The organism is Sphingobacterium sp. UBA1498 (genome assembly GCF_002325125.1).
Classification (GTDB): Bacteria; Bacteroidota; Bacteroidia; order Sphingobacteriales; family Sphingobacteriaceae; genus Sphingobacterium.
In genome coordinates, this window is record NZ_DCRG01000004.1 from 269,464 (window position 1) to 294,753 (window position 25,290).

Genomic DNA, 25,290 nt, shown 5'->3' on the forward strand with positions numbered 1-25,290 from the left:
ATGATTAATAAAACCGTCGAAAATATGTTTAGAAAACTCATATTTGCACTTTTTGTTGTATCCATTGTATCTTGTGGTTCAAAACCACGAGTTGCACTTCCTGATGACGGAGGGCTTAAACCAAGCACGCAGCATCAGATCATCGCCAAGGAAGTCTCTGGATTATTGGAAAATGCAAGCTACAAAAAGGTCAAAATGAACGATTCAATATCGGGCATTATATACGATAATCTGATCAAAAGTTTGGATCAAGGCAAAAATTACCTGCTTCAGTCGGATATTGATGAATTTCAGTCCTACAAAAGCAATCTTGCCCAGGACATTAAAAATGGAGATCTATCAGCTGCTTTCCATATTTTCAACGTGTATTCGAAGAGATACCTGGACAGAATGCAATATGCGCTTTCAGAAATCGGCAAAAAACAGGATTATACGAAAGACGAGTATTACCAGCCTAACCGTGAAAAATTAGGATGGTTCAAAACGGCAGAAGAGGCCAACGACCAATGGCGTAAACGGGTGAAATATGACCTGCTCAACTTAGAAACTGCCAGTGGAAAATCTACCGACAGTGCAAAGACCAAACAGGTAGAGACATTAAAAAAACGCTACGTAAATTTGATCTCTCAGGCAAAAAAAACCAACGCAAACGATGCTTTTCAGATCGTAATGCAAGCGTTGACAGATGCTGTAGACCCACATACTTCTTATTTTAATCCATCTTTTGCCCAGGCATTTAATGAGGGAATGGCCAATACTTTTGAAGGAATTGGTGCAAGATTATCCATCGATAATGAAGCGGTAAGCATCTTTGAAATTATCCCCGGCGGACCTATTTTCAAAGACAAGAGCATTCACGTCAATGATAAAATCATCGCTGTAGCGCAGGGAAAAGATGGTGAATTTGAAGATATTATTGGCTGGAGACTTGATGCTGCTGTAGCAAAAATCAAAGGTCCAAAGGGAACAATCGTCCGCCTGAAAATTATTCCTGCAGGCCAGCCAATGAATTCTCACCCACGGATTGTATCCCTTGTACGGGAGAAAATCGTCGTTGAAGAAGAGTCTGCAAAAAAAGAAATCATGAACGTCAAAGGATCGGACGGAAAAATGTATAAAGTGGGGATCATCAACATCCCTAAATTCTACATGGATTTTGAGGCTTACAGAAGACGTGACCCAAATTACAAAAGCACAACGAGAGATGTTAGGATGATATTAGACACACTGAAACAACAAAAAGTGGATGCGGTGGTTATCGACCTGCGCTTTAATGGTGGTGGTTCTTTACCTGAAGCAATTGATTTGACAGGTCTATTTATTGACAAGGGTCCTGTTGTACAGGTGAGAGATACAAAAAATAACATTGATGTTGAAGAAGATAAAAATGCCGGTGTTTCCTGGGATGGTCCACTGGGCGTCATGATCAACCGCTTCTCGGCTTCGGCTTCTGAAATCTTTGCTGGTGCGATCCAAGATTATGGAAGAGGGATTATCTTAGGATCTCAAAGTTACGGCAAGGGCACAGTGCAATCGGCAATAGACATGTCGCGTGTGATCAGCCCGACCAGCCGATTGCTGTTAAAGGCATCGGGTGAAAAAGACCCGGACACCCCAGAAGGCGCTCCTCAGTATGGACAGATCAATATTACATTGGGTAAATTTTATCGGGTTAACGGAAGTAGTACACAACATAAAGGTGTGACACCTGATATCGTATTCCCTTCTCAGTTTTCTGCAGAGAAATTTGGCGAAAGCTCAGAAAAATCAGCACTGCCTTGGGATCAAATCCAATCAAGCAACTTCAAAAAAGTAGCTGACCTGAGTGCGATCGATAAAAAATTGGAAGCAATGCATGAGGCACGTATCAAAAACTCATTGGAATATAAATATCTGAAAGAGGACATTGAAGAAGCCCAAAAAGATGAGGATGTGAAAATTCCATTGGAATTCAACAAATTCAAAAAAGATAAAGATGACAACCTCAAGAAAAACAGAGATCGCATCAACGCTTTATTGAAATTACAGGGTAAACCAGCTTGGGAAGAAGGCAAGTCACAGCCTAAAATCGATCTGGATTTTGTGAAAGACGAAAGTGCAAAAGTGATGACCGACTATATCATCAACTTTGGTACGAAAAAGCCGATGTAATTTCACCAAAAACTAAAACTGTAAAGTAAATGGCAAGGCAACCCTGATTAGGGTTGCCTTTTTTTATGACACTCATCACTTTGGAGGGGTCTTAACATTAAATTCACGTTTTATTTGTAACTTATCGCTACATTGATTGTTTTTGGTAATCTACCGCCGCTATACGAGGCCCAATAATCCAATGCGTATCGCTAAGCAAAGGATCGGGATACCATAGCGCAGTAGGTTGTCAAGTTAAACGTATAAAAAAGAATATCATGAGACATATCCTCCTGTTAACTGACTTTTCAGAAAATGCTCTTCTAGCAGCAAAGCAAGTTGCACTCTGTACAGAAGCCTGGAAAACGCAAAAGGTAATTGTATATCACACGTACAATAGTGTTACCGTCGTCGATAATGAACCTATTGTTGTTGTCAATGAAGAAGTAAAAGCGGCCAAAGAAAAGGAACTTGCAGACTGGTTCGACGAAATTAGACTACTGTTCCCACCGCAAGTAGCCTTATCCTATCAAATGGAAGACATTGATTTACCGATGGGCGTTCAAGAAATATGTAGTGCCCAAGCGATTGATCTTGTCGCATTGGGTATTACAGGTCAGACAGGCTTTGCTAAAATCCTGGTAGGAAGCAATGCCATTACCCTAATGGATATATGCCCTAAACCAATGCTCATCGTGTCGCATAAGGTAGATCCGGCCGTCCCCAAAAATGTACTGGCGACAACGGATCTGAAAGAGGTAGATCGCAAGCTGGATTTATTTAATTTAGATCAGGTTTTGGAAACCTTCCAAGCAAAATTATATGTCTTGAATGTTGCGAAAAAAGAGGCTTCTGCTGCAGACCTGGCGCAGGAATTAAAGCATCTTCATGAGCGCCTGGACAAATACCATCCGATTTACGACTACATTAGTCACGACGATGTTGCAGTGGGTATCGAAGAATATGCAAAAGAGAAACACATCGACCTCATCCTTTCATTCCATAAAAAGCAGGGACTATTATCTAGCCTATTCAAAAGCAGCATATCAAAAAAGATCGCCTGGAATGGCTCCGCCAACTTATTGGTTATTCCCATGGATAGATCATAAATACAATATATTTTCACATAAAACCATCGCAATGAAAGTGAAAAGTGCTCGTTATAGTGAAGCCACAATCCTTTAGGAATCGTGGCTTCAATAACGTATATCGTTCTAGGAAAACCGTTTATTTTTTATCAACGGAGTGCTTACCGGGACCGATAAGTATAAGTCCTAAAAATACAAAAAAGAGCTCAATTGCATGAGATGCACCAGAGATACCGTCTCCTTTGGAAAGATGCATTAATCCAGCGATAACCATTGTAAAAGCAAGCAATAGTGCTGCTGGTCTAAAAAAAAGACCCAACAACAAAAATAGCCCTCCCACAGTTTCGGTCACTGCCGCCATAAATCCCCAAAATGTAGGCATAAAATGTATACCAATCGTGCCCATTGATTTACCTACGCCGGCCCAAAGATCGGGACCGCCTTGTAACTTGGGCAGACCGTGCATAATCATCATCACGCCCAATCCAATGCGCAAAACCAAAAGACCTGTATCCCTATACTTACTCAATGAATTCCAAATTGCCATATAAAACGCTTAAATTATGAATAGATGAACAAAACCACTCGCCCTAAATTAATGAAATTATTTAAATTGAAAAGCTCCACAGCGCTATGCTAGGAATAAATTTATTGCATTTTTAATACTTTATGTGTAATTTAATAGCTATATAATCGATAATAAAACGGTGAGCTGCAACAGAAAACACGACCTAAGTCGGTAATAGCTTAGCGATGGATTATGTGATACACAAATGGATGATGTGATACACAAATAACTAATAAGGATGAAAAACCTACTCTTGTTAACAGACTTTTCGGACAATGCCTTTGCCGCTGCTCGATACGCCGCGCAATTGGCTCCGCTATGGGGCATTGAAAAGGTGGTCTTGTACCATACGTACGAAGTAATCCCTACGGTAGGTACCGAACCTGTTGTCATCAGCAATTCAGAAATTCTAGAGGAGAAACAAAAGGATCTCAATACCTGGCAACAGGAGCTGATGCTGCTTTTTCCGGAAGGGATAGCTTGGAAATCTGTGCTCGAAGAATATGAACTAAGCTACGGCGTAAACCGTACTTGTGCAGAGGAGGATATTGACCTCGTGATCGTTGGTACCGCAGGTAAAAGCGGCTTAAAGAAATTACTACTCGGAAGCAATACGCTCAAGCTGATCGAAAATTGTCACACACCTTTACTGGTGGTTCCCGCACGAGCTGAGCTTAGGGTACCGAAAAAGATATTGATAGCCTCAAATCTTAAGGAAGTAAAACTAAAATTAAACCGCCTTTTGATCAATGCATCTGAAGTATTGCGTAAAAGTGAGGTATATGTGGTACATGTCACCAAAGAGGATCCTGCAAATAAAGCTGTAAATGCTGAAATAACGATCATGAAAGATCTGCTAGCGCCCTACAATCCCCTGTATAGTTATATCCTTCATACAGACATTGCCCTGGGCATTAACCAATACATCAACGAAAATAATATCGATATGATGGTTACTTTCCACCGCGACAAGGGCTTGTTAAGCCGAATTTTCAATACCAGTTTAGCACAAAAGATGGCTTGGAAGAGTCAGGCTGCAATGATGGTCATTCCGGTACATTCGGGCTAATCAGAATAGGTGTTGCAGCTAAATGCTGTTCAGCTGCACCTACAAGTAAGTTAGCTGAACAGCATTAGCCGTGGTTTTCAATGCCACTTTTCGGCCAAATACGAGGGCATGATTGTCATCGATATGACCTGCCGGATAGGCAAACGCTACCGGAAAATCGTATTCTTTAACTTTATCCCACACAATTTCTTCCACACTTTGGCCAAAAGCAGGGTCGTTGTCCTTCATGGCAGAGAAACCGCCGACAATAAGACCGCTCAATTTTTTTAGTTTTCCCGCACGCTTCAATGCCCACAGCATGCGATCGACAGAATAGTAAGCTTCACCAACATCTTCAATAAATAGAATCTTATTTTTGTAATTGACATCCGAATCAGATGCAAGCACAGAGAGTAAGATGGCTAAATTTCCGCCGACCAATTTTCCTCGGCCTTCACCTGCACGATTGGGATAGACGCTCTGCTCATAGCTATAATCCATATTATAACCAAATAAGGCATTTTTTAGCGTTTCCAAAGAGGCTTTTGTTCCCGTCTCAAAAGACTTGGGCATCTGTCCATGTATTGTGGCTACTTTAAAGTTCCGTTGAATATGACTATGCAATACCGTAATATCGCTAAAACCGACCAGCCACTTGGGCTGTTTTTCGAAGTTGGAGAAATCGATTTCATCGACAATCCGGACACAACCGTAGCCGCCCCTTGCGGCGAATACAGCCTTAATCGATGGATCGTCCAGTGCCCACTGCAAATCAGCTGCTCGTAAGCTGTCTTGTCCGGCAAACTGGTGGTACGATGTGCTGACAGTCGCTCCGACCACAACCTCCAATCCCCAGCTCTCCAATGTTTTGAGGCCTACATCAATAGATCCACGAATAAAACTCGCAGGACAGACGATCGCTACTTTATCGCCTACTTTCAGAAAATCAGGTATTTTGGACATCTTTTTATCGCTAATGATCAAACAACCGGAAGCACAAAGGCTAGACCCTAATAAAAAATTTATGGGAAAACTATGTGCTTATCCCTACAAATAAACGTAAATTTATCTGAGTTTTCTACCGCTATTTGGAATAATATTTTTGCGATTATTTGATATGATACGCATTTATATTGCATATAAACAGCAATTTATCTAAGTTTGCCAAAGAAAACAAGTACACACTTTAATATCGTTCAAGCATTGAGTATTCTAGATAAAAAACGTTATACCATCACATCGGCATTACCGTATGCCAATGGTCCTTTACATATTGGACACCTTGCTGGAGCATACATCCCAGGGGATATCTTTGTCCGCTATTTGCGTCTAAATCAAAAAGATGTCGTTTATGTATGTGGTTCGGATGAGCATGGTGCGGCGATTACCATCCGTGCAAAAAAAGAGGGCATTACCCCTCAACAAATCATTGACAAATACAATCAACAAATTAAAGAAAGCTTTGAAGAGTTTGGGATTTCTTTCGATATATACCACCGTACGTCAGAACCTATACATCACCAGTTATCGCAGGATTTCTTCTTGAACCTTTACAACAAAGGCGAATTTGTCGAAAAATTTTCCGAACAGTACTACGATGAGGAGTACCACCAGTTTTTGGCCGACCGCTATATTACAGGTACTTGTCCAAATTGTAAGTCCGAAGGTGCCTATGGCGACCAATGTGAAAAGTGTGGCACATCCCTCAGCCCGACAGACCTGATCAATCCGATTTCGACATTGAGCGGAAAGACACCGGTATTGAAAGAAACAAAGCACTGGTACCTTCCTTTGGATAAATACCAACCATGGCTTGAAAAATGGCTGATCGAAGGAAAGAAAAATATCCTTAAATCCAACGTGTTTGGCCAATGCCAGTCTTGGCTTAAATCGGGTTTACAACCGCGTTCAATGACCCGTGATCTGGACTGGGGTGTCGATGTACCGTTGGAAGAAGCACAGGGTAAAAAACTTTATGTCTGGTTGGATGCGCCTATCGGTTACATCTCTGCAACGAAACAGTGGGCATTAGACCATGGCAAAAACTGGGAGGACTATTGGAAAACACATGAAAACCCTGCCGATGATTCTACATTGATCCATTTTATCGGAAAAGATAATATTGTCTTCCACTGTATTATTTTCCCCGCTATTCTTCATGCGCACGGCGGTTACATTTTGCCTGAAAATATTCCGGCCAACGAATTCCTTAACCTGGAGGGCGATAAGCTGTCTACTTCTAGAAACCACGCGGTTTGGCTACATGAATATCTACAGGAATTTCCAAACAAACAGGATGAATTGCGTTATGTATTAACGTCTATATTACCAGAAACATCAGATGCTGAGTTTACCTGGAAGGACTTCCAGGCCCGTATAAACAATGAGCTGGTAGCTATCTTGGGCAACTTTGTGAACCGTGTTATGGTACTTTCCCACAAATATTTTGATGGTAGGGTATTGAGGGGAGCTGCATTGTCTACGGTAGACCAAGCGGTATTGGATGAATTAAAATCATATCCGGTTTCTATTAAATCTTCTTTAGAACAATTCCGTTTCCGCGAAGCTTTGGCAGAATTCATGAATGTTGCCCGCCTTGGCAATAAGTATCTTGCGGATGAGGAACCATGGAAAATCATCAAAACGGATGAAGAACGGGTTAAAACAATATTAAACGTAGCGGCACAGATCGTTGCGAACCTTGCTGTCCTTGCGCAGCCGTTTTTGCCTAAAACAGCAACCAAATTATTTGAAATGCTCAATTTTCCTCAGGGGAACTGGAATGACGCAGGTTCAGATGCGTTGATTGAGGTGGGGCATCAACTGGGTGAAGTACAACTGTTATTTGAAAAGATAACAGACGAACAGGTCGACTTCCAGCTTGATAAGCTTACAGCAGCGAAAGCAAAAAACCTAGCCGACAACGCAAAGGTTGCTCCTGCAAAAGAAAATATCAGCTTCGACGATTTTGTTAAAATGGATATCCGTGTCGGAACCATTACAGCAGCTGAAAAAGTTGCCAAAACAAAGAAATTATTGAAGTTGACCATCGACACGGGTATTGATACACGGACGGTAGTTTCGGGTATTGCAGAATTCTTTAGCCCTGAAGAAATTGTGGGCCGTCAGGTGTCCATATTGGTCAACCTTGAGCCCCGGGAAATAAAAGGAATTATGTCACAGGGAATGATCCTTATGGCAGAAGATGCCGATGGTAGACTGGATTTCGTCAAACCAGAGACAACAATTAAAGTAGGAAGTACGGTGCGTTAATAGCAAACGCCAGACATGTATAATAAAAGCCTGTTCGTGTGGACAGGCTTTTTTATAGGCTATTTTATAGGCTATTTTTGATAGGTACTTCGAGGCCACCACTTTGTGGTAGTAGCCTATCTTTTCTCCTTTAGCATAGTTCGCTGGTTAAAAGAATATGCTCTGCATACGTTTCTTAAAATCCTTTTCATCCAAATAATCGTAAACCGTGTCTCTCAGCTTTTTCAGGATCTCTGCTCGAGATTCGGCCACCACTTTTTTCTTCTTGGTGAGCACATTTGAAACCGGAGCATTTGTGATTTCCACCTTGGTTGCAAACATATTGACGTTCATACTTGGAATGGACACCCCCATGATTAGCCCTGGTAGCCCATGAATAAGTTCCGGACCACCCGGAACAGGAATTTGCCCCGCAAAAAAAGCAACCACATACACCGAATCTTGCACAATTCCATTCACTCTTCGACAGTCGTATCCGGCAATATTTCGATATTCGTCAGTATACTTCCATTTTACAGCAGGCAATGAATCTTTAAGTAAAAGTTGATCATCACCAAATGGAAGCAATTTGAGAAACTCCTGCTGTTGAAAATTGATATAAGTTTTTGAATCTGCAAGAATGGGCTGATATCGAGTGACACTGCGGTAACTCGGAGGATAGTCTTCCTGAATGGTTTCAAATAGAGTTTCATGATCGTAAAATTTTAACATATGATGGGTCACCACCTCGGTAGGACCATTTTTGACGGCATTGTCGACCGTTAACTTGTCCCAGGTATCTAAATCTGGTTTGTTGAGGTAATTACGCTTCAAGAAGTTCTGCACATGAAACTTCCGTTCATAGGTCACTATTCCGCTGCTCGGAAAATAGGCATGCTGTGCTTGTGCCGTGCTCATGCACAGCAACAAAACCCAAATCATCAATTTCGTATAGTTACTCATTTGATATCTCCTTTCATCTGTAAATAATTTTATTTTTCCATCGACCAGATGGAGCTTATCAGAATTAAAATTCACCTTAACGCTGGACAAAAAAATGGATAATTTTATCATGGACGGTTCATTGATGTAAAATTGTAGATTACTTTTAGCATACCATAACGGCGCAATACGTCGTTGCTCGTCTGAATAAATGACGTTCCGTTTTGATAACGGTACACGCCATTATTTTTATTTAAAATATCATTGACGAACACCTGCACTTCCAACGATTTATCTTTCAATAGTTTTTTGGAAACATAACCATTCATGTTCACAACGTTAATGGACTGTAAAGTTTTCGTAGCAGCCTGATAATTTTGATTGGTCGTTAAGGAGATTTTGAAATCTTTTGGCAGGTAATACGTGAGCTCGGAATAGGTCCTCAAAGTAAAAGTGGAACGATTTAACTCGGGCTGCAAATAGGAATTCATTTGCTGAACACCTGGCCTGATGGAAATATACAAATCCATCTTATTTGCCTTGTAGCGACTAAAACCGATATTCGGTGAAACACTCCACGTTTGATTTCTATTGAGCTTTGGCTCTTCGGTATACGATGATAGGTAACTAAATTGACTATTGTACTGTACCTGCATCCCGAGATTCATTTTCAGTCCCCATTTTTTTTGCAGGACAAAACTGTACCCACTACCACCATACATCCGCCAATTGTCCTTGTCAATATTAACATAGGAAATCTGCTGTGTACCTCTGTCCAAATCGTAGCGCACGCTATTGTTAATGCTATTCTTACCTTGATCGGCATTCACATAAAAATAGATGCTCTGATCTTTCAACTGCTTATAGTTGTTGTAATCAATTGAATACGAATTGTTAAAGCCGGCTTTTAGGTTTGGATTATCCAGATATTCAATAAGCGGCTGGGCGTTTTGTTTTAGGGGCTCTATCTGCGTCAAAGAAGGTTGATTGGTACGTCCGCTGTAACGGAAATTGATATTTTTACTTTTCGAGATTTTATAATTAACCGAGAAAACCGGATTAACTGACGTTTGATTGCGCTGTAATGCTGTATTTAGATTGTTATAGGTCCTCTTCACATCCTCAAAATCCACCCTATTGCTTACATTGACAGTCAACGTACTCGATTTGTAATTCAGCGAAGTATTCACTGCATTTTTCAAACTGGTGAAATCAAAATCATTTAATAGATTTTGATCTAGCACAGTATATTCACCTGTAACGGGATCTTTATCAAAAGACTGATTCAGCGTTTCCGATTTACTGCTGTTGAATGCATATCCAACGGCGGCAGTCAGTCGTTTTGACAAGGGCTCCGAATAAGTTACTGAGGCACTGTAGGTATTGTTGGCCAGCTTATCATTTTTAAATTGATCAATCAGGGTCGTATCACCTGAACTTTGAAAGATGTTTTCAGAGAAATATTGGATTTTGGAACGATTCTGATCCGTATTTGCACTCATATTAAAGGTGATAGAACGGCGCTCTTTTCTGAAGCGGCGTGTTAACATCGCATTGACGTTAAATCGATCCTGATCACCAGTCAAATCATTTTTTGATGTCGTCTTTGTGATCAAGACTCCATCCAATGTACGTTGATCAGCATCAGAAAAAGAGAAATTATCACGGCTCGATTTCACAAATCCCATATTAACGGTCAAATCGGACATCGAATCCAACTTCAAATCATACCTCAAGTTAGCGGTATTGGATTTACTTTCGTTCTCCGACCGCGTCACGTTATTGTCTACCTGCGCCCGCTCAGGCAGATTGTTTTGCGCATTGTAGGTACTGGTGTTACCTACACGGATCTGATTACGCTTAAAGTTGACATTGATCTTGTGCTTATCATCTTTGGTTTTATCGGAATAGCTAGCTCCCATATTGATCGCTCGAGGTACTCCTCCACCAGAATACGTACCGTCCCAGTCGCCATCAGAACCATCGCCACCCGAGGTAATCATAATACCTCCACCTTCCATCACCTGCACATTGCTGCTCCCCCCAACGCCATATTTCTGGCTATCTTCAAAGCCCAGTCCGACCATACCGTCATTGGCAAGAATGCCATACGCGGCAATTTTTTGCGAACCTTTAAACTTATTGAACATCACTTTACCGCCGTAATAGTGATCCGTACCCGCTCCGGCAACAGCTTGCCCAAATAGTCCCTTCTTCTTATCTTCTTTGAGTTTGATATCAATGGTCTGCGTGCGCTCCCCATCATCTACCCCCGTTCGAACGGCGAGGTCTGATTTCTTTTCATAAACCTGCACTTTACTGACCATATCGGACCGAATATTCTTAGTAATTAACGTGGGATCATCACCGAAGAACTCCTCCCCATCGAGCAGTACTTTTTTCACTTCTTTGCCCTGAGCGGTAATCTTGCCAGATCCATCCATCGTAATACCGGGCAATACTTTTAACAGGTCCTCAACTTTGGCATCCTTATCAACTTTGAAACTACCGGCATCGTATTCGATGGTGTCCCCTTTAATAACCACCGGAATTTTGCCATTCACCTGCACCTCCTCCAATAGTAGGGCTGCTTTGGATAGTTTAACCAATCCAATGTCTGAGTCTCCGACAGTGACTTGGATATCCCTTACCAAATCTGCATATTGGGGATAGGAAACGACCATTTTATAAGTTCCTGTATCCAGATTTGCGAGTTGGAACGTTCCATTTTCTTTTGTCCGACCAAAGGTAATCAAGACCGAATCTTCGGGGTTAAGCAGTGCGATTGAAGCCTGATGTAGTTTTGCAAGATCCTTGCCATCCACAACCGAACCCGAAAGCTTATGCTGTGCATAGGATTTCGTACTTAGGATAGCTAGCAAAAGAAACAAAACTAGGGAATAGGTTAGTTTCATAAATTAACGTTTATATATTGTCAGGTAAATATACCGCTAATACTACGGAAAATTCGTAAAATAATGTTAAATAATTATATAATTAAAAAGACCTTAAATTTTGAAAAAATGATTAGCTTAAAACATTGTATTCCAAAAATATAATGACAAAAAAAAGAGGCCTGACAAATAAGTCAGGCCTCCATTACAAATGAAAAAAATATTTTATTTCCTTTAATCTACATTTAAGTTCAATTCTTTTTCCTTATTGATTAAATGGGCAATACTCGTATCATTCAATATCTGCAACATGGCATTTCTTACCTCAACGAATGTATCGCGTATGCCACAGGCATGCTCTTGGGTACACTCCTCGCAGGAGCGGTAGAAATTTAAACTCACACAAGGCAGCAACGCGATGGGTCCATCGATCAAGCGCATAACCTGCGATAAGAAAACGTCCTCTGGCGCCTTATTAAGGCTATACCCGCCCCCAGCACCTTTCTTGCTATAGAGAATTCCGGCATTTCGCATTTCGAGCAGAATCTGTTCCAAAAATTTCTTGGGAATATTCTCTTCCTGCGCAATCTTTACGATTTGCATAGGCTCATTACCGTAGTTACGACCAAGCACCATCAGTGCCTTTATTGCATATTTTGTTTTTTTGGAAAGCATACTTTATTAACCCCCTGTTGAATCGCAAATTTACGTTTTTTATTCAATAGAATAAAACCCTCACCATTTCATGCGTAGACCAGCTATAATCACCCAAGCGAGTTTCACCTCGCTATACTGGAAACGTATCTACTGCCTTTTTTTATTGCCCCAATACCGCCGTGATGGGTTTTCCAATACTGCCATTTGGTTCGGTAATGTGCAAAAGTGCTGCAATTGTAGGTGCAATATCCACAATATGTACCTCTGTATTGGATACGCCAGGCTTGATGCCCCACCCCATAAATACCAAAGGAATATGGGAATCGTATGCAGACCAGGTACCATGGGTTGTACCTGTCGAGCGAGGCGTACCATCGTACCACTGTGGTTCGCAAACAATCTGGATAGCACCACTGCGCTTAAAGTTATAACCATTGATCATTTTTTCCCGAATAGGCGCTGGAATCATCAGGCTTTCACCCTTCTCCATATCAGCAACATAGGCCACGCCCTCGGTATGACGAAGTTCACGAATGATGGTCTCTTTTATTTTATCGCGATCCAACTGTAAAGAATCGATCAACTGATTGTTTAAATGAACCTGATAATTCATCATGCTTTTTACAAGCTTCTCTTGTCCAAATTTATCTTTAAGCGTCTTGTTAAGACCTGTGATAATCTGACGGGAATAGAAATAACCTCCATTGCCTTTCATATCCATAAAGAATCTTGAGTTATAAGAAGCGCCATGGTCTGCCGTCATAAAGAACGTATAGTTACCCTTGCCCACGGTGTTATCCAGGTATTTGAAGAATTCGGCAAGTTGTTTATCAAGTTGCAGATACATATCTTCAATCTCCACGGCTGTTAATGAATAGCGGTGTCCTACGTAATCTGTAGCAGAGAGACTCACACAAAGAAAATCGGTATTGTTAGTTGGGTTATTACCCATCTGTTCATTTTTGATTGCCTCCATGGCCATATCCAATGTAAACTGATTGCCCATTGGCGTGGTTTTGATCAGCTCATAGCCCTCGTCTTTCATCAACTTGGAAGTGGCGCGAGGTAGCGTGGGTTTCTCTTCACCCGCATATTTGCCTTCATAGATATTGTCATCTGCAATACTGTTGGCAGCGTATGTACTGATGTCGTACATCGGCTTCCAGTCGCCTTTCAGATATTTCTCAGCTAATTTTTTCTTATTGAAGTCCATCACCCATTTTGGAAGTTTGTCCATGTAGAAATTGGACGTAATCCAATCACCGGATTTTGCTTCAAACCAATAGGCCGCATCCGCAAAATGCCCTGCCGGCAAGATCCCTCCGCGGTCTTTAATCGCAATACCGATGACTTTGGATTTAAAGTTGGAGGCTAATTTTAATTGATCGGTTACAGTAGATGCAAGCAAATTGCGTGGAGACTGTTGCCCCTCCTTTCCGGTAGTACCTACACCGACAACATAATCGTCCTGCGTACAATACATATTCTTTCCGGTCTGTTCTTCAATCCAGTCGTTACCAGCAATCCCATGTATGGAGGGAACAGATCCTGTATAGACCGAACTGTGCCCAATAGCCGTATAGGTCGGGATATAATTAATCAATGTATTTTCGCAGGAGAACCCTTCTTTCAAAAGTCGTTTGAAACCATCATTGCCATATCGATCGGCAAAACGATACAAATAATCCCACCGCATTTGGTCCACCATCAGGCCGACAACCAATTTTGGTTTTTCCGGCTGCTGCGCCATGGACGAAAGCGCTGCTATTCCAAGGACGACGCTTAAAAAAAATCTTTTAATCATAATCGTATTAAGTATTAAACTATTTGTTTTATCAATTTCACAGGCTAAAGTAGGATTTAATCTTTTAAATGTGCTTTTAAAAATTGCCCTGTATAAGAATCTTTACATTGAATTAGTTCTTCGGGAAGACCCGCAAAAACGAGTTTACCGCCTTTATTTCCGCCTTCAGGACCAATATCAATGACCCAGTCGGCCGATTTAATCATATCCATATTGTGTTCAATCACCAAGATACTGTTCCCTAAAGCAATCAATGCATCAAATGATTTCAAGAGCTTTTTGATATCCTGAAAATGCAAGCCTGTCGTTGGCTCATCAAAGATAAAGAGTGTCTTCTTGCTATTATTTCCTTTGATTAAGAAAGAAGCGAGCTTGATCCGTTGGGCTTCACCTCCCGATAGGGTACTCGACGATTGACCGAGTTTAACATAGCCCAGTCCGACATCCTGTAGAGGCTGCAGTTTGGCCAATATTTTAGGCTGGTCTGCAAAGAATACGATCGCTTCATCAACACTTAGCTCGAGAACATCTGCGACCGACTTATTTTTGTACTGTACATCAAGTACAAACTGCTTAAATCGTTTTCCACCACAGGCCTCACAGGGTAAAACAATATCAGCCATAAATTGCATTTCAATTTTAACTTCGCCTTCACCCTGACAGACATCGCATCGTCCACCTTCAACATTAAATGAAAATGCAGCAGGTTTCAATCCGGCAGCTTTAGCTGGTGCCTGACTGGCATATAAAGCCCTGATTTCATCCCAAGCTTTCACATACGTGACCGGATTGGACCTCGACGAACGGCCAATCGGGTTTTGATCGACCATTTCAACTTGTTCAACTCGGGCAATATCTCCCTCAATCGCATCATAAATACCCGTTTGTTCCCCGGAGTAATTGCCAATAGACTTCTGCAATGCAGGATAAAGGATACGCTTCACCAACGAGGTTTTACCGGATCCCGAAACACCGGTAACAACCGTGAACGTATTCAATGGAAATTGTACATCAATTCCCTGCAAATTATTTTCATGGGCTCCCTTAATGGTAACGCTATTGGTCCACGAACGGCGTTTCTTAGGGACTTCAATCCGGCTTTTTCCACTCAGGTATTGACCGGTCAAGCTTTTACCATCCTTTAGAATCTGCTGATAGGTACCCGCAAAGACCATCTCACCACCATGAATACCTGCTTCAGGTCCGATGTCAATCAGATAATCCGCAGATTCCATCATCTCTTGCTCATGTTCGACTACAACCACGGTGTTACCCACATCGCGAAGTGATTTCAGTACAGAAATCAGGCGCTGTGTATCACGCGGATGGAGACCAATACTGGGTTCGTCCAATACATAAATAGAACCTACAAGCGAACTTCCCAAGGAAGTCGCCAGATTGATTCGCTGCGACTCTCCACCTGAAAGCGTATTTGAAAGCCGATTCAAGGTTAGGTAACTTAATCCAACATCGCACAAAAATTGCAATCTGTTATTAATTTCAGCGAGCAGTCTTTTGGCAATGACCAGTTCATTACCCACCAGTGGCAAACTTTTAAAGAATTCCAGCGCCTCTTCTAAAGGCATCAATACAACATCTGTGATGGATTTTCCGCCAACTTTGACGTAAGTCGCATCCTTCCGTAATCGTGTGCCACGGCAGTCTGGGCAATCTGTCTTCCCACGATAGCGAGATAACATCACCCGGTATTGAATTTTATAGGTCTGGGATTCGAGCTCTTCAAAGAACTGCGTAAGACCAGCAAAATATTTATTTCCTGTCCACAAGAGCTCCTTTTGCGCCTTGGTCAGATCCATGTAGGCACGATGTATCGGAAAATCGAACTTTAATGAACTTTTAACAAGCTTTTGTAGCCACTCGCCCATTTTCTCTCCTCGCCAAGGTGCTATTGCGCCGTCGTACACCGACCGGCTTTTGTCGGGAATAACAAGATCGGGATCAATACCAATGATTTTACCGTAACCTTCACATCGGCGACAGGCACCATAAGGGTTATTAAAACTGAAGAAATTTGGAGTAGGCTCTTCAAATGTTATTCCGTCGAGTTCAAATTTATGGGAGAAATGATGGCGCTGACCATTTTCTTCCATATAGAGTTCACCCTTACCTTCGAAAAAACCAGTTTGGATAGAATCAGAAAGTCGATTTACCGTATCATCATCCTGTTCAATACGCACGCGGTCGACAACAATAAGCACTTCTCCATCTTGGAGGTCTTTATTGGCGATGGCTTTGTCCTCTATCACCGCTTCAACTTTCTGCATACGATCTCCGTAGAAAATACGCACAAAACCTTTCTGCAAAAGCAGAGAAAGTTCTTCCTTTAACTTACGCCCATGAGAGGGAATGAGCGGAGCAAGAAGCGTCACGGTCGTATCATCGCCTAAATTCAGCGCAAAATCCACCACTGAGCTCACACTGTCTTTCGTCACCTCACGACCGGATATAGGAGAAATTGTCTTTCCGATACGGGCATATAACAATTTCAGATAGTCATAGATCTCCGTCGATGTGCCTACCGTCGAGCGGGGGTTGGAGGTAATGACACGTTGCTCAATGGCAATTGCTGGAGCAATACCTTTGATGTAATCCACCTCCGGTTTGTTCATCCGCCCCATAAATTGTCTGGCATAGGAAGAGAGACTTTCGACATAGCGTCGTTGGCCCTCAGCATAAAGCGTATCAAAGGCTAAGGAGGATTTTCCCGAGCCCGACATTCCAGTGATAACAACTAGTTTATTTTTAGGGATATCAACGTCAATATTCTTTAAGTTATTAACTCTTGCTCCCTTTATCTGAATATATTCTTTTGGAGTATGCTCCACCTGTTTACTCATAATAATCCTTATCTCACACAAAGTTACGTATTATGGCTGATTATATTCCTGCGAATTAAAAAGCAGTTCGGTTTTCTTTAGTACATAAAAAAGCCATCGAATAAAATATTCGATGGCTTTTTATGTATCCTGTTCTACGATTGACTATTGGAATTTCTTCGCGTTTACTTTACGCTCATTTTCAGTCAAATAGATTTTACGTAAGCGGATAGATTGTGGTGTAACCTCAATATATTCGTCCGCTTGGATATACTCCATAGACTCCTCTAAAGAGAATTTAATCGCTGGTGCGATACGTGTGTTATCATCTGTACCCGATGCACGCATATTTGTCAACTGTTTACCTTTAACGATGTTGATCGTTAAGTCATTGTCACGAATATGCTCGCCTAAGATCTGGCCTTCATAAATATCGACACCTGGATCAACAAAGAACTTACCTCTATCTTGCAATTTATCGATAGAGTATGCTGTAGTTGTACCTTTATCTAAGGAGATCAATACACCGTGCAGACGTCCAGGAATTGTTCCTCTCCAAGGCTCGTATCCTTTCAGACGGTGAGCCATTACAGCTTCACCAGCAGTAGCAGTCAATACGTTGTTACGTAGACCAATGATACCACGAGAAGGGATTTCAAACTCAAGATGTTGCATTTCGCCTTTCGTCTCCATCACTAGAAGTTCACCTTTACGTTGCGTGACTAATTCAATAACTTTACCAGAAACCTCTGCAGGCACGTCAACTACCAATACTTCGATAGGTTCACATTTTTTGCCATCAATTTCTTTCAAGATTACTTGCGGTTGACCTACTTGCAATTCGTAACCTTCACGACGCATTGTTTCGATCAATACAGATAAGTGAAGAATACCACGTCCGTATACCAACCAAGCATCTGGAGATTCCGTAGGAACAACGCGTAAAGCCAAGTTCTTTTCTAATTCCTTTTGTAAACGATCGTGAATGTGTCTTGAAGTAACCAATTTACCTTCTTTACCAAAGAATGGAGAGTTATTGATCGTAAACAACATGTTCATTGTCGGTTCATCAATGCTGATAACTTCCAATTGTTCTGGGTTTTCGAAATCTGCAATGGTGTCACCAATATCAAAACCTTCAATACCAACTACTGCACAGATATCTCCACATTTAACTTCTTCCACACGACGACGACCTAAGCCTTCGAATGTATGCAGTTCTTTTACGCGTGATTTAACGATTTTGCCATCACGTTTTACCAACGAAATAGGTTGACCTTCTTTGATTGTACCACGTGCTACACGACCGATAGCGATACGTCCAACGAACGTAGAGTAATCCAACGATGTGATCTGCATTTGCAATGTACCTTCAACAAATGGGGAAGGTGGGAAATGACTGATGATAGCATCTAATAATTCAGATACATCTTCTTTCTTTTCTTTCCAATCTGTTGACATCCAACCATGTTTGGATGAACCGTATAATACTGGGAATGCCAATTGTTCTTCTGTTGCATCCAGACTATAGAATAAATCAAATACGTTTTCGTACACCTCTTCAGGGCGACAGTTTTCTTTATCAACTTTATTCACAACTACCAAAGGTTTCAAACCTAATGATAATGCCTTTTGAGTAACGAAACGTGTTTGTGGCATTGGACCTTCGAAAGCATCCACAAGCAAAACAACACCATCAGCCATTTTCAATACACGCTCAACCTCACCACCGAAATCGGCGTGACCAGGTGTATCAATAACGTTAATTTTTACACCTTTATATTCTACAGAAACGTTTTTAGCGACGATAGTAATACCGCGTTCACGTTCTAAATCATTATTATCCAGAATTAAATCACCTGTACCGTCATTATCTCTAAAAAGATTTGTGAAGTGTAAGATTTTGTCTACCAACGTAGTTTTACCGTGATCGACGTGAGCGATAATCGCTATGTTTCTAATATTTTGCATCTAGCAAGTAAATTTGTTTTTAAATTCAGGGTGCAAAGATAAACATTTTGCACCATAAATTTTATAACTATGTGTATTTTATTTAATTACACCTAATTCTCTACCTACTTTAGTAAAGGCGGCAATTGCTTTATCTAGGTGTGCAAGCTCGTGTCCAGCTGAAATCTGCACCCGAATACGAGCTTTTCCTTGAGGTACAACGGGATAGTAGAAGCCAATCACGTAAATTCCTTCCTCCAACATTTTTGATGCAAACTCCTGCGCTAATTTCGCATCATAGAGCATAACAGGCACGATCGGGTGGAAACCTGGCTTGATATCGAAACCCGCAGCGGTCATTTTTTCACGAAAGTAGATGGTATTTGATTCCAGCTTGTCGCGCAATGCAGTAGTCTCACTCAGCATGTCCAATACCGCAACGGAAGCTCCAGCAATAGCCGGTGCTAGGGTGTTTGAAAATAGGTAAGGACGTGAACGCTGACGTAACAAATCGATAATTTCTTTTTTTCCGGAAGTAAAACCACCTGATGCTCCACCTAATGCCTTACCCAACGTACCAGTAATGATATCTACACGATCAATCACATTGAAAAGCTCATGTGTACCACGTCCCGTCGCTCCGATAAATCCAGTACAATGCGATTCATCGATCATCACAAGCGCCTGGTATTTATCTGCTAGATCACAGATCTTATCCAGTGGAGCGACAGATCCATCCATCGAAAACGCTCCATCTGTAACAATGATTTTGTGCCGAGCACCGGATGCAGCCTGCAATTGCGCTTCCAGATCAGCCATATCCGCATTTTTATAACGGAAACGTTGTGCTTTACACAAACGAACACCGTCTATGATAGAAGCATGATTTAATTCGTCGGAAATGATGGCATCCTCAGCACCAAATAAGGGCTCAAACACTCCACCATTAGCGTCAAATGCAGCCGCATATAAAATAGTATCTTCTGTTCCGAGAAATTTAGAAATTTTTGCCTCTAATTCTTTATGCACATCTTGGGTACCACAGATGAAACGTACTGAGGACATTCCATAACCATGCGTATCAATCGCTTTCTTAGCAGCCTCGATTACTTTTGGGTGCGAAGACAGACCCAAATAATTGTTAGCACAAAAATTGACAACTTCTTGCCCTGTGCTTACTTTGATATCTGCTCCCTGCGGAGTAACGATCACGCGCTCTTGTTTATACAATCCCGCTTCTTTGATTGCTTCCAATTCCTTTGCTAAAACTGGTTGTAATGTTGTGTACATAATTCGATTTTAATTTTTATACAATATTACAGTTTTTTCATTGGAATAACTTGTGTTACCTTCCCTGATGGACGTTATTCACGGAGAATTTATCCCAAATCAATGATTTGGTAACATTAAACCGATTGCATAAAATACGCGTTTGTCCCATCTCTGCAGCTCCAATAAAAAAGACACGAATACGCGTAAAAGCCATCGTGTAACAATAGGTCTTATCTTTCTTAAAAGTAATCTCTTATCTTTCTTAAAGGCAATTAAATTACTGAAAGCAGAGAGAAAGTTTATTCGTATCGGAGCGCATCGACCGGATCCAATTTAGATGCTTTTGAAGCTGGATAATAACCCGACAGCATACCGACGAGTCCGCATACTGCAAAGCCCATAATAATTGCTCCCCACGGTATTATAAAAGATGTACCGAGCTGCAGGGCCAGGATATTACCGATCAGAATACCGATAAAGATCCCGGCAACACCACCGATCATGCAAATCACAATTGCTTCCATCAAAAACTGTTTACGGATAACACTCGGTGTTGCTCCGATCGCCTTACGTATACCGATCTCGCGTGTCCGCTCCGTGACCGAAACAAGCATAATATTCATCAATCCAATTGAAGCGCCCACAAGGGTGATAAAAGCAATCACTACAGCCCCTAAAGTCACCATTGCCATATTTTGCATCAGCATCTGGGCAACCGCATCGGACTTGGTAATTTCAAAATCATTGGTTTGCCTGGAGGCCAATCCGCGGATGTTTCTAAATACGATAGTAGCTTCACCAATCGCCGCTTCCAATCGCATAGGATCGTTGGATGAAACAGTTATCACATAGGAGGGCTCAGCACCCTGCATCACTGCCCTTGCCTTGATCAGCGGAATAAAACATGCCCTATCGCCACCCATCCCCGCAGAGGAACCTTTACTTTTTAATACGCCGATAACCAAATAACGGATGTTGTTAACGGTAATAAACTGCCCCACCGGATCAATGATTTCATTGAAAAGCATTTTACTAACTTCACTGCCAATGATAATAACACCACTACCTGTTTCTACCTCTCTGGTGGAAAAATTACGGCCTTCGTTGACAACATACCCCGATGTCTGCAGATAATTTTCGTCGGTGCCTATCAGGCCAATATTGGGGTTTGTCTTTTTGGATTGAAATTTTGCAGTCGTATTCCAGCTCACATTGGCACTGACTGATGTCAATGCATTAAAGTGGAAATCTTGTTTAAATCGAACGGACTGTGCATAGGTTATATTAGCGAAGACTTTGGAGCGCGTCCCCTCATTCCCGATGCGAACATTGAGCCCGCGGTTGCGGATGTTGAAAGAGTTTGACCCCATCGATGAAAAGGAGTCTGTCAGGGAGTTCTTCATGGCATCTATCGAGGTCAACACCCCTATAAGGGCCATCATTCCTATGGCAATAATCAGTGCTGTCAGAAATGTGCGCAGCTTATTCCCTACAATAGATTGTAGTGCAAGCTTGACATTCTCAACATAAGACATTTTTACGGCCATAAAGCTAATATTTAGGATTTGTAGGGATGAAAATACTGTAATTCCCGCACAAAACCAAAAAGGCAATTTACTGCCATGGAATAAATTGCCTTTTTGACTGAGACCGCAGCTGTGCATGCTAGCGGATTATGCCGATTTAGCGGCTATTACAGTTCTTAATGAATTCTTTTCCATGTCTCTGTACGACCGAGCAGGCTCACCCCCATATAGCCTCTGATATCAAGCTTATCTCCCTTAAGCGTCATCTTACAGCTATATGTTTTGCCTGATTTGGGATCGTAAATCTTTCCGTCGACATAGGTACTGCCATCTTTTTCAAAATTGGTCAAGATCTCCAGGCCTTGTACGTTTCTACCCTGTAATGCTTTATCTGGATTTTTTATATCTTTCTTTGGCTGACCCGCTTCGTTGTTAGGAAATTTCAGCCAATACAGTTTACCAAAAAACTTATCGCCTTTTTTGTAAATTTCAACACGGCCTTCGCCACTTGGATTTTCCCATTTTCCGATGATGGGATCTGTTTGCGCAAATAATGTTACCGTAATCAGCAACATTAGGAATGACATCATAATTTTCTTCATGGGTTTATTATTTTTATGAGCAAGTGAAGCTCGTTATAAATAAAGATAAGAAATATTTACTATGCTCGCATATATTTAATATCAAAACTACATTTAGTTAACAACAAAATATCCTTAATGTATCTGACCATTAACCTGCAGAAAGCCTTTTTATCGTAATACCTAGAATTCATACGTCAATAAAGTTTGGCATTGGGTTTGCAACATTATAATCAGATTATTTTTTTTTAACTACTTACAAAAATTAGCACATATTATGAAATTTATTATTAGTCTTTTACTTACCGGGTTGGTCGTGGCGGTTGCCTGCTGGCTTGTACCTGGAGCTCATGTTGCTGGATTTGGCTGGGCCATTGTTACCGGACTCGTGATTGGATTTGTCAATGCAACTGTAGGATCGATTTTACGGTTATTTACGTTCCCCTTAAATTGGCTAACACTGGGTTTGGTATCCTTTATTATTACAGTATTAATGGTTCTGCTGTCCGATTGGCTACTCGGTTCAAAATTTGATGTAGATGGTTTTTGGACTGCCGCGCTGTTTGCCATTGTCGTTGCCGTATTAGAGATGATCGTTGGCAGTATGTCAAAAGATTAAAGATACATTATATTACGTAGTTAAAGGTGTTCAAATCAATTGATACGAACGCCTTTTTTATTTCTTATTCCTTACCTCAGCCTACTGACATTACACACCCATCCGCATTCCTCTCGCTATTTACGGCAGAAATCGTTAAATTTAATTTTTTAAAAAGAAACGCTGATATATGTGTGAACACAACCATGAGCATAGCAATGCCACAAAAGAGCACTCCCTTACCACAAAGGAGCAGCCTTGGTGGATTGCCCAGAGCAAGTTGCTCATCGCTCTTGTCATCCTGCTTACTTTACTTTTATTGAAATATGCTTTCAAGATCACTCTTCCGTTTGGCATCAGTTTAGCCCTAAATAGCATCGCTTACCTGCTTGCGGGAATACCTGTTATCCTGATGGCTTTCCGTAAGGCAAAAAGGGCTGATGTTTTTAATGAATTCTTTTTGATGACTATGGCAACATTAGGTGCATTCGCTATTGGAGAATTTGAAGAAGGTGTTGCGGTAATGGTATTCTACCAAATCGGAGAATGGTTTCAGGACACTGCCGTAGACAATGCCAAGAAATCGATCAAATCACTCTTGGATATCCGTCCCGATACCGTTACTGTATTACGAAATGGCCAACAGCAACAGGTAAACCCAAAGACTGTCACAACTGGCGAAATCATCCTTGTAAAAGCGGGTGAAAAAGTGGCTCTTGATGGTAAGTTGAATACAGAAAAAGCCGCATTTAATACCGCCGCTTTGACGGGAGAGAGTAAACCTGATACAAAATATAGGGGTGAAACGGTTTTTGCGGGGATGATTAATTTGGAAACGGTTGTAGAAATCGAGGTCTCCAACAAATTTGAGGATAGCAAGTTGAGCAAAATCCTCGAAATGGTACAAGATGCTACAGCGCGTAAATCCAAAACGCAGTTGTTTATTGCCAAATTTGCTAAAGTATATGTCCCCATAATCTTTGGTCTTGCGCTATTGGTGCTTATTGTGCCCCTATGCTTTGTGCAAGACTATAGTTTTAAGGACTGGTTCTACCGGAGTTTGGTCTTCTTGGTAATTAGTTGCCCCTGCGCCCTAGTTGTTTCTATCCCCTTGGGTTATTTTGGCGGAATAGGTTTAGCCTCGCGAAACGGAATATTATTTAAGGGAGGCAACTTCCTCGATGCCATTACCGCAGTTGATACTGTAGTAATGGATAAAACAGGTACACTCACAGCGGGTGTATTTGAAGTAACGGAGGTTGTTGCAGTCAATGGAGAGCCACAAGAATTATTGGATTATGCGAAAGCGATAGAGGTACATTCCACACATCCCATTGCGAAGGCGATAGCCAGTTATAATCCAGGCAGCACAGCCCTAAAAACGGAAAATATTCAGGAAATTGCAGGCCATGGACTTTGTGCCACGGTGAATGGAAAGCAAACACTAGCAGGCAACAGCAAGCTATTGGACAAATACAACATTAGCTACCCGGATGATTTGAGGAAAATGGTATATTCCATTGTGATGCTTGCCATCGATGGCAAGTATGCCGGTTATATAACCGTTGCAGACCGGATTAAAGCAGGATCGAAGGCCGTTATTCAGGCAATGCGTGCGCAAGGTCTTTATACGGTCATGTTATCTGGCGATAAAACAGCGGTAGTAAACATGGTAGCCAAAGAGCTGGGGATAAACGAGGCATATGGCGACCTCCTCCCTGAGGATAAGGTTAGCCATGTACAGCAACTGCTCGATCAAGGACGCCATGTTGCCTTTGCCGGTGATGGTGTAAATGATGCTCCAGTAGTTGCATTAGCACAGGTAGGCATCGCAATGGGTGGACTCGGCGCTGATGCGACGATAGAGACAGCTGATATCGTAATCCAGAACGATGAGCCCAACAAGATCTTATCGGCCATCAAAATCGGAAAAATAACCCGCAATATTGTCTGGCAGAATGTAATCTTGGCAATGGGCGTAAAGGTCATTGTTTTGATCCTTGGGGCCGGTGGTGTTGCAACACTTTGGGAAGCGGTCATAGCGGATGTGGGAGTCGCCCTTTTGGCGATTTTGAATGCTATAAGAATACAGCATAAAAAAGTATGAAAATGACGTTATCCAAAAAATTAGATCGTAACACTT

17 protein-coding genes are annotated in these 25,290 nt (G+C 41.5%); 6 read left to right on the top strand and 11 right to left on the bottom strand.

Going from position 1 to position 25,290, the window contains the following annotated elements:
• Positions 1–24 precede the first annotated feature (24 nt).
• The gene (locus B3139_RS04055; protein WP_293880024.1) at positions 25–2,151 is read left to right on the top strand and encodes a carboxy terminal-processing peptidase; all 2,127 of its coding nucleotides are present in this window, start codon (positions 25–27) and stop codon (positions 2,149–2,151) included.
• Positions 2,152–2,408: 257 nt separating this feature from the next.
• Positions 2,409–3,239 (top strand): universal stress protein, encoded by an 831-nt coding sequence (locus tag B3139_RS04060; RefSeq protein ID WP_293880026.1) that lies wholly within the window; start codon positions 2,409–2,411, stop codon positions 3,237–3,239.
• A gap of 118 nt (positions 3,240–3,357) precedes the next feature.
• Here the strand turns inward: B3139_RS04060 and B3139_RS04065 are convergent, their stop codons facing one another.
• A complete protein-coding gene (locus B3139_RS04065) occupies positions 3,358–3,765 on the bottom strand; it encodes a DoxX family protein (protein WP_293880028.1) in 408 nt (135 codons plus the stop codon).
• Between the two features lie 259 nt (positions 3,766–4,024).
• Between B3139_RS04065 and B3139_RS04070 the strand changes: the two genes are divergently transcribed.
• Positions 4,025–4,855 (top strand): universal stress protein, encoded by an 831-nt coding sequence (locus B3139_RS04070; protein WP_293880030.1) that lies wholly within the window; start codon positions 4,025–4,027, stop codon positions 4,853–4,855.
• 39 nt (positions 4,856–4,894) lie between these two features.
• On the opposite strand, the gene B3139_RS04075 is transcribed toward B3139_RS04070, so the two are convergent.
• Complete coding sequence (locus B3139_RS04075) at positions 4,895–5,797, bottom strand: S66 peptidase family protein (protein ID WP_293880032.1); 903 nt, start codon at positions 5,795–5,797, stop codon at positions 4,895–4,897.
• A gap of 240 nt (positions 5,798–6,037) precedes the next feature.
• On the opposite strand from B3139_RS04075, the gene metG reads away from it, so the two are divergent.
• The gene (gene metG / locus B3139_RS04080) at positions 6,038–8,107 is read left to right on the top strand and encodes a methionine--tRNA ligase (RefSeq protein WP_293880359.1); all 2,070 of its coding nucleotides are present in this window, start codon (positions 6,038–6,040) and stop codon (positions 8,105–8,107) included.
• Positions 8,108–8,254: 147 nt separating this feature from the next.
• Here the strand turns inward: metG and B3139_RS04085 are convergent, their stop codons facing one another.
• From B3139_RS04085 to B3139_RS04125, 9 genes are all read right to left on the bottom strand, one after another.
• A complete protein-coding gene (locus B3139_RS04085) occupies positions 8,255–9,160 on the bottom strand; it encodes a GLPGLI family protein (RefSeq protein ID WP_293880034.1) in 906 nt (301 codons plus the stop codon).
• A complete protein-coding gene (locus B3139_RS04090; protein WP_293880036.1) occupies positions 9,157–11,943 on the bottom strand; it encodes an outer membrane beta-barrel protein in 2,787 nt (928 codons plus the stop codon). The genes B3139_RS04085 and B3139_RS04090 overlap by 4 nt, the downstream gene beginning before the upstream one ends.
• Before the next feature lie 213 nt (positions 11,944–12,156).
• On the bottom strand, positions 12,157–12,597 hold the full coding sequence (locus tag B3139_RS04095) for an RrF2 family transcriptional regulator (RefSeq protein WP_046673766.1): 441 nt from the start codon (positions 12,595–12,597) through the stop codon (positions 12,157–12,159).
• Positions 12,598–12,739: 142 nt separating this feature from the next.
• On the bottom strand, positions 12,740–14,383 hold the full coding sequence (gene pafA / locus B3139_RS04100; protein ID WP_293880047.1) for an alkaline phosphatase PafA: 1,644 nt from the start codon (positions 14,381–14,383) through the stop codon (positions 12,740–12,742).
• 56 nt (positions 14,384–14,439) lie between these two features.
• A complete protein-coding gene (uvrA, locus tag B3139_RS04105) occupies positions 14,440–17,241 on the bottom strand; it encodes an excinuclease ABC subunit UvrA (protein WP_293880049.1) in 2,802 nt (933 codons plus the stop codon).
• Positions 17,242–17,385: 144 nt separating this feature from the next.
• Positions 17,386–19,191, bottom strand: a complete 1,806-nt coding sequence (gene typA, locus B3139_RS04110; RefSeq protein ID WP_209577176.1) for a translational GTPase TypA — start codon at positions 19,189–19,191, stop codon at positions 17,386–17,388.
• A gap of 78 nt (positions 19,192–19,269) precedes the next feature.
• Positions 19,270–20,460: a glycine C-acetyltransferase gene (gene kbl, locus B3139_RS04115; protein WP_293880054.1), complete on the bottom strand. Its 1,191-nt coding sequence runs from the start codon at positions 20,458–20,460 to the stop codon at positions 19,270–19,272.
• Positions 20,461–20,741: 281 nt separating this feature from the next.
• Entirely contained in the window at positions 20,742–21,989 is a 1,248-nt protein-coding gene (locus B3139_RS04120) for an ABC transporter permease (RefSeq protein ID WP_293880056.1), read from the bottom strand.
• 155 nt (positions 21,990–22,144) lie between these two features.
• A complete protein-coding gene (locus B3139_RS04125) occupies positions 22,145–22,570 on the bottom strand; it encodes a DUF2147 domain-containing protein (RefSeq protein ID WP_293880058.1) in 426 nt (141 codons plus the stop codon).
• Positions 22,571–22,826: 256 nt separating this feature from the next.
• Between B3139_RS04125 and B3139_RS04130 the strand changes: the two genes are divergently transcribed.
• Positions 22,827–23,168 (top strand): phage holin family protein, encoded by a 342-nt coding sequence (locus B3139_RS04130; protein ID WP_293880060.1) that lies wholly within the window; start codon positions 22,827–22,829, stop codon positions 23,166–23,168.
• A 169-nt stretch (positions 23,169–23,337) separates the two neighbouring features.
• On the top strand, positions 23,338–25,254 hold the full coding sequence (locus B3139_RS04135; RefSeq protein ID WP_293880062.1) for a heavy metal translocating P-type ATPase: 1,917 nt from the start codon (positions 23,338–23,340) through the stop codon (positions 25,252–25,254).
• Positions 25,255–25,290: the final 36 nt, after the last annotated feature.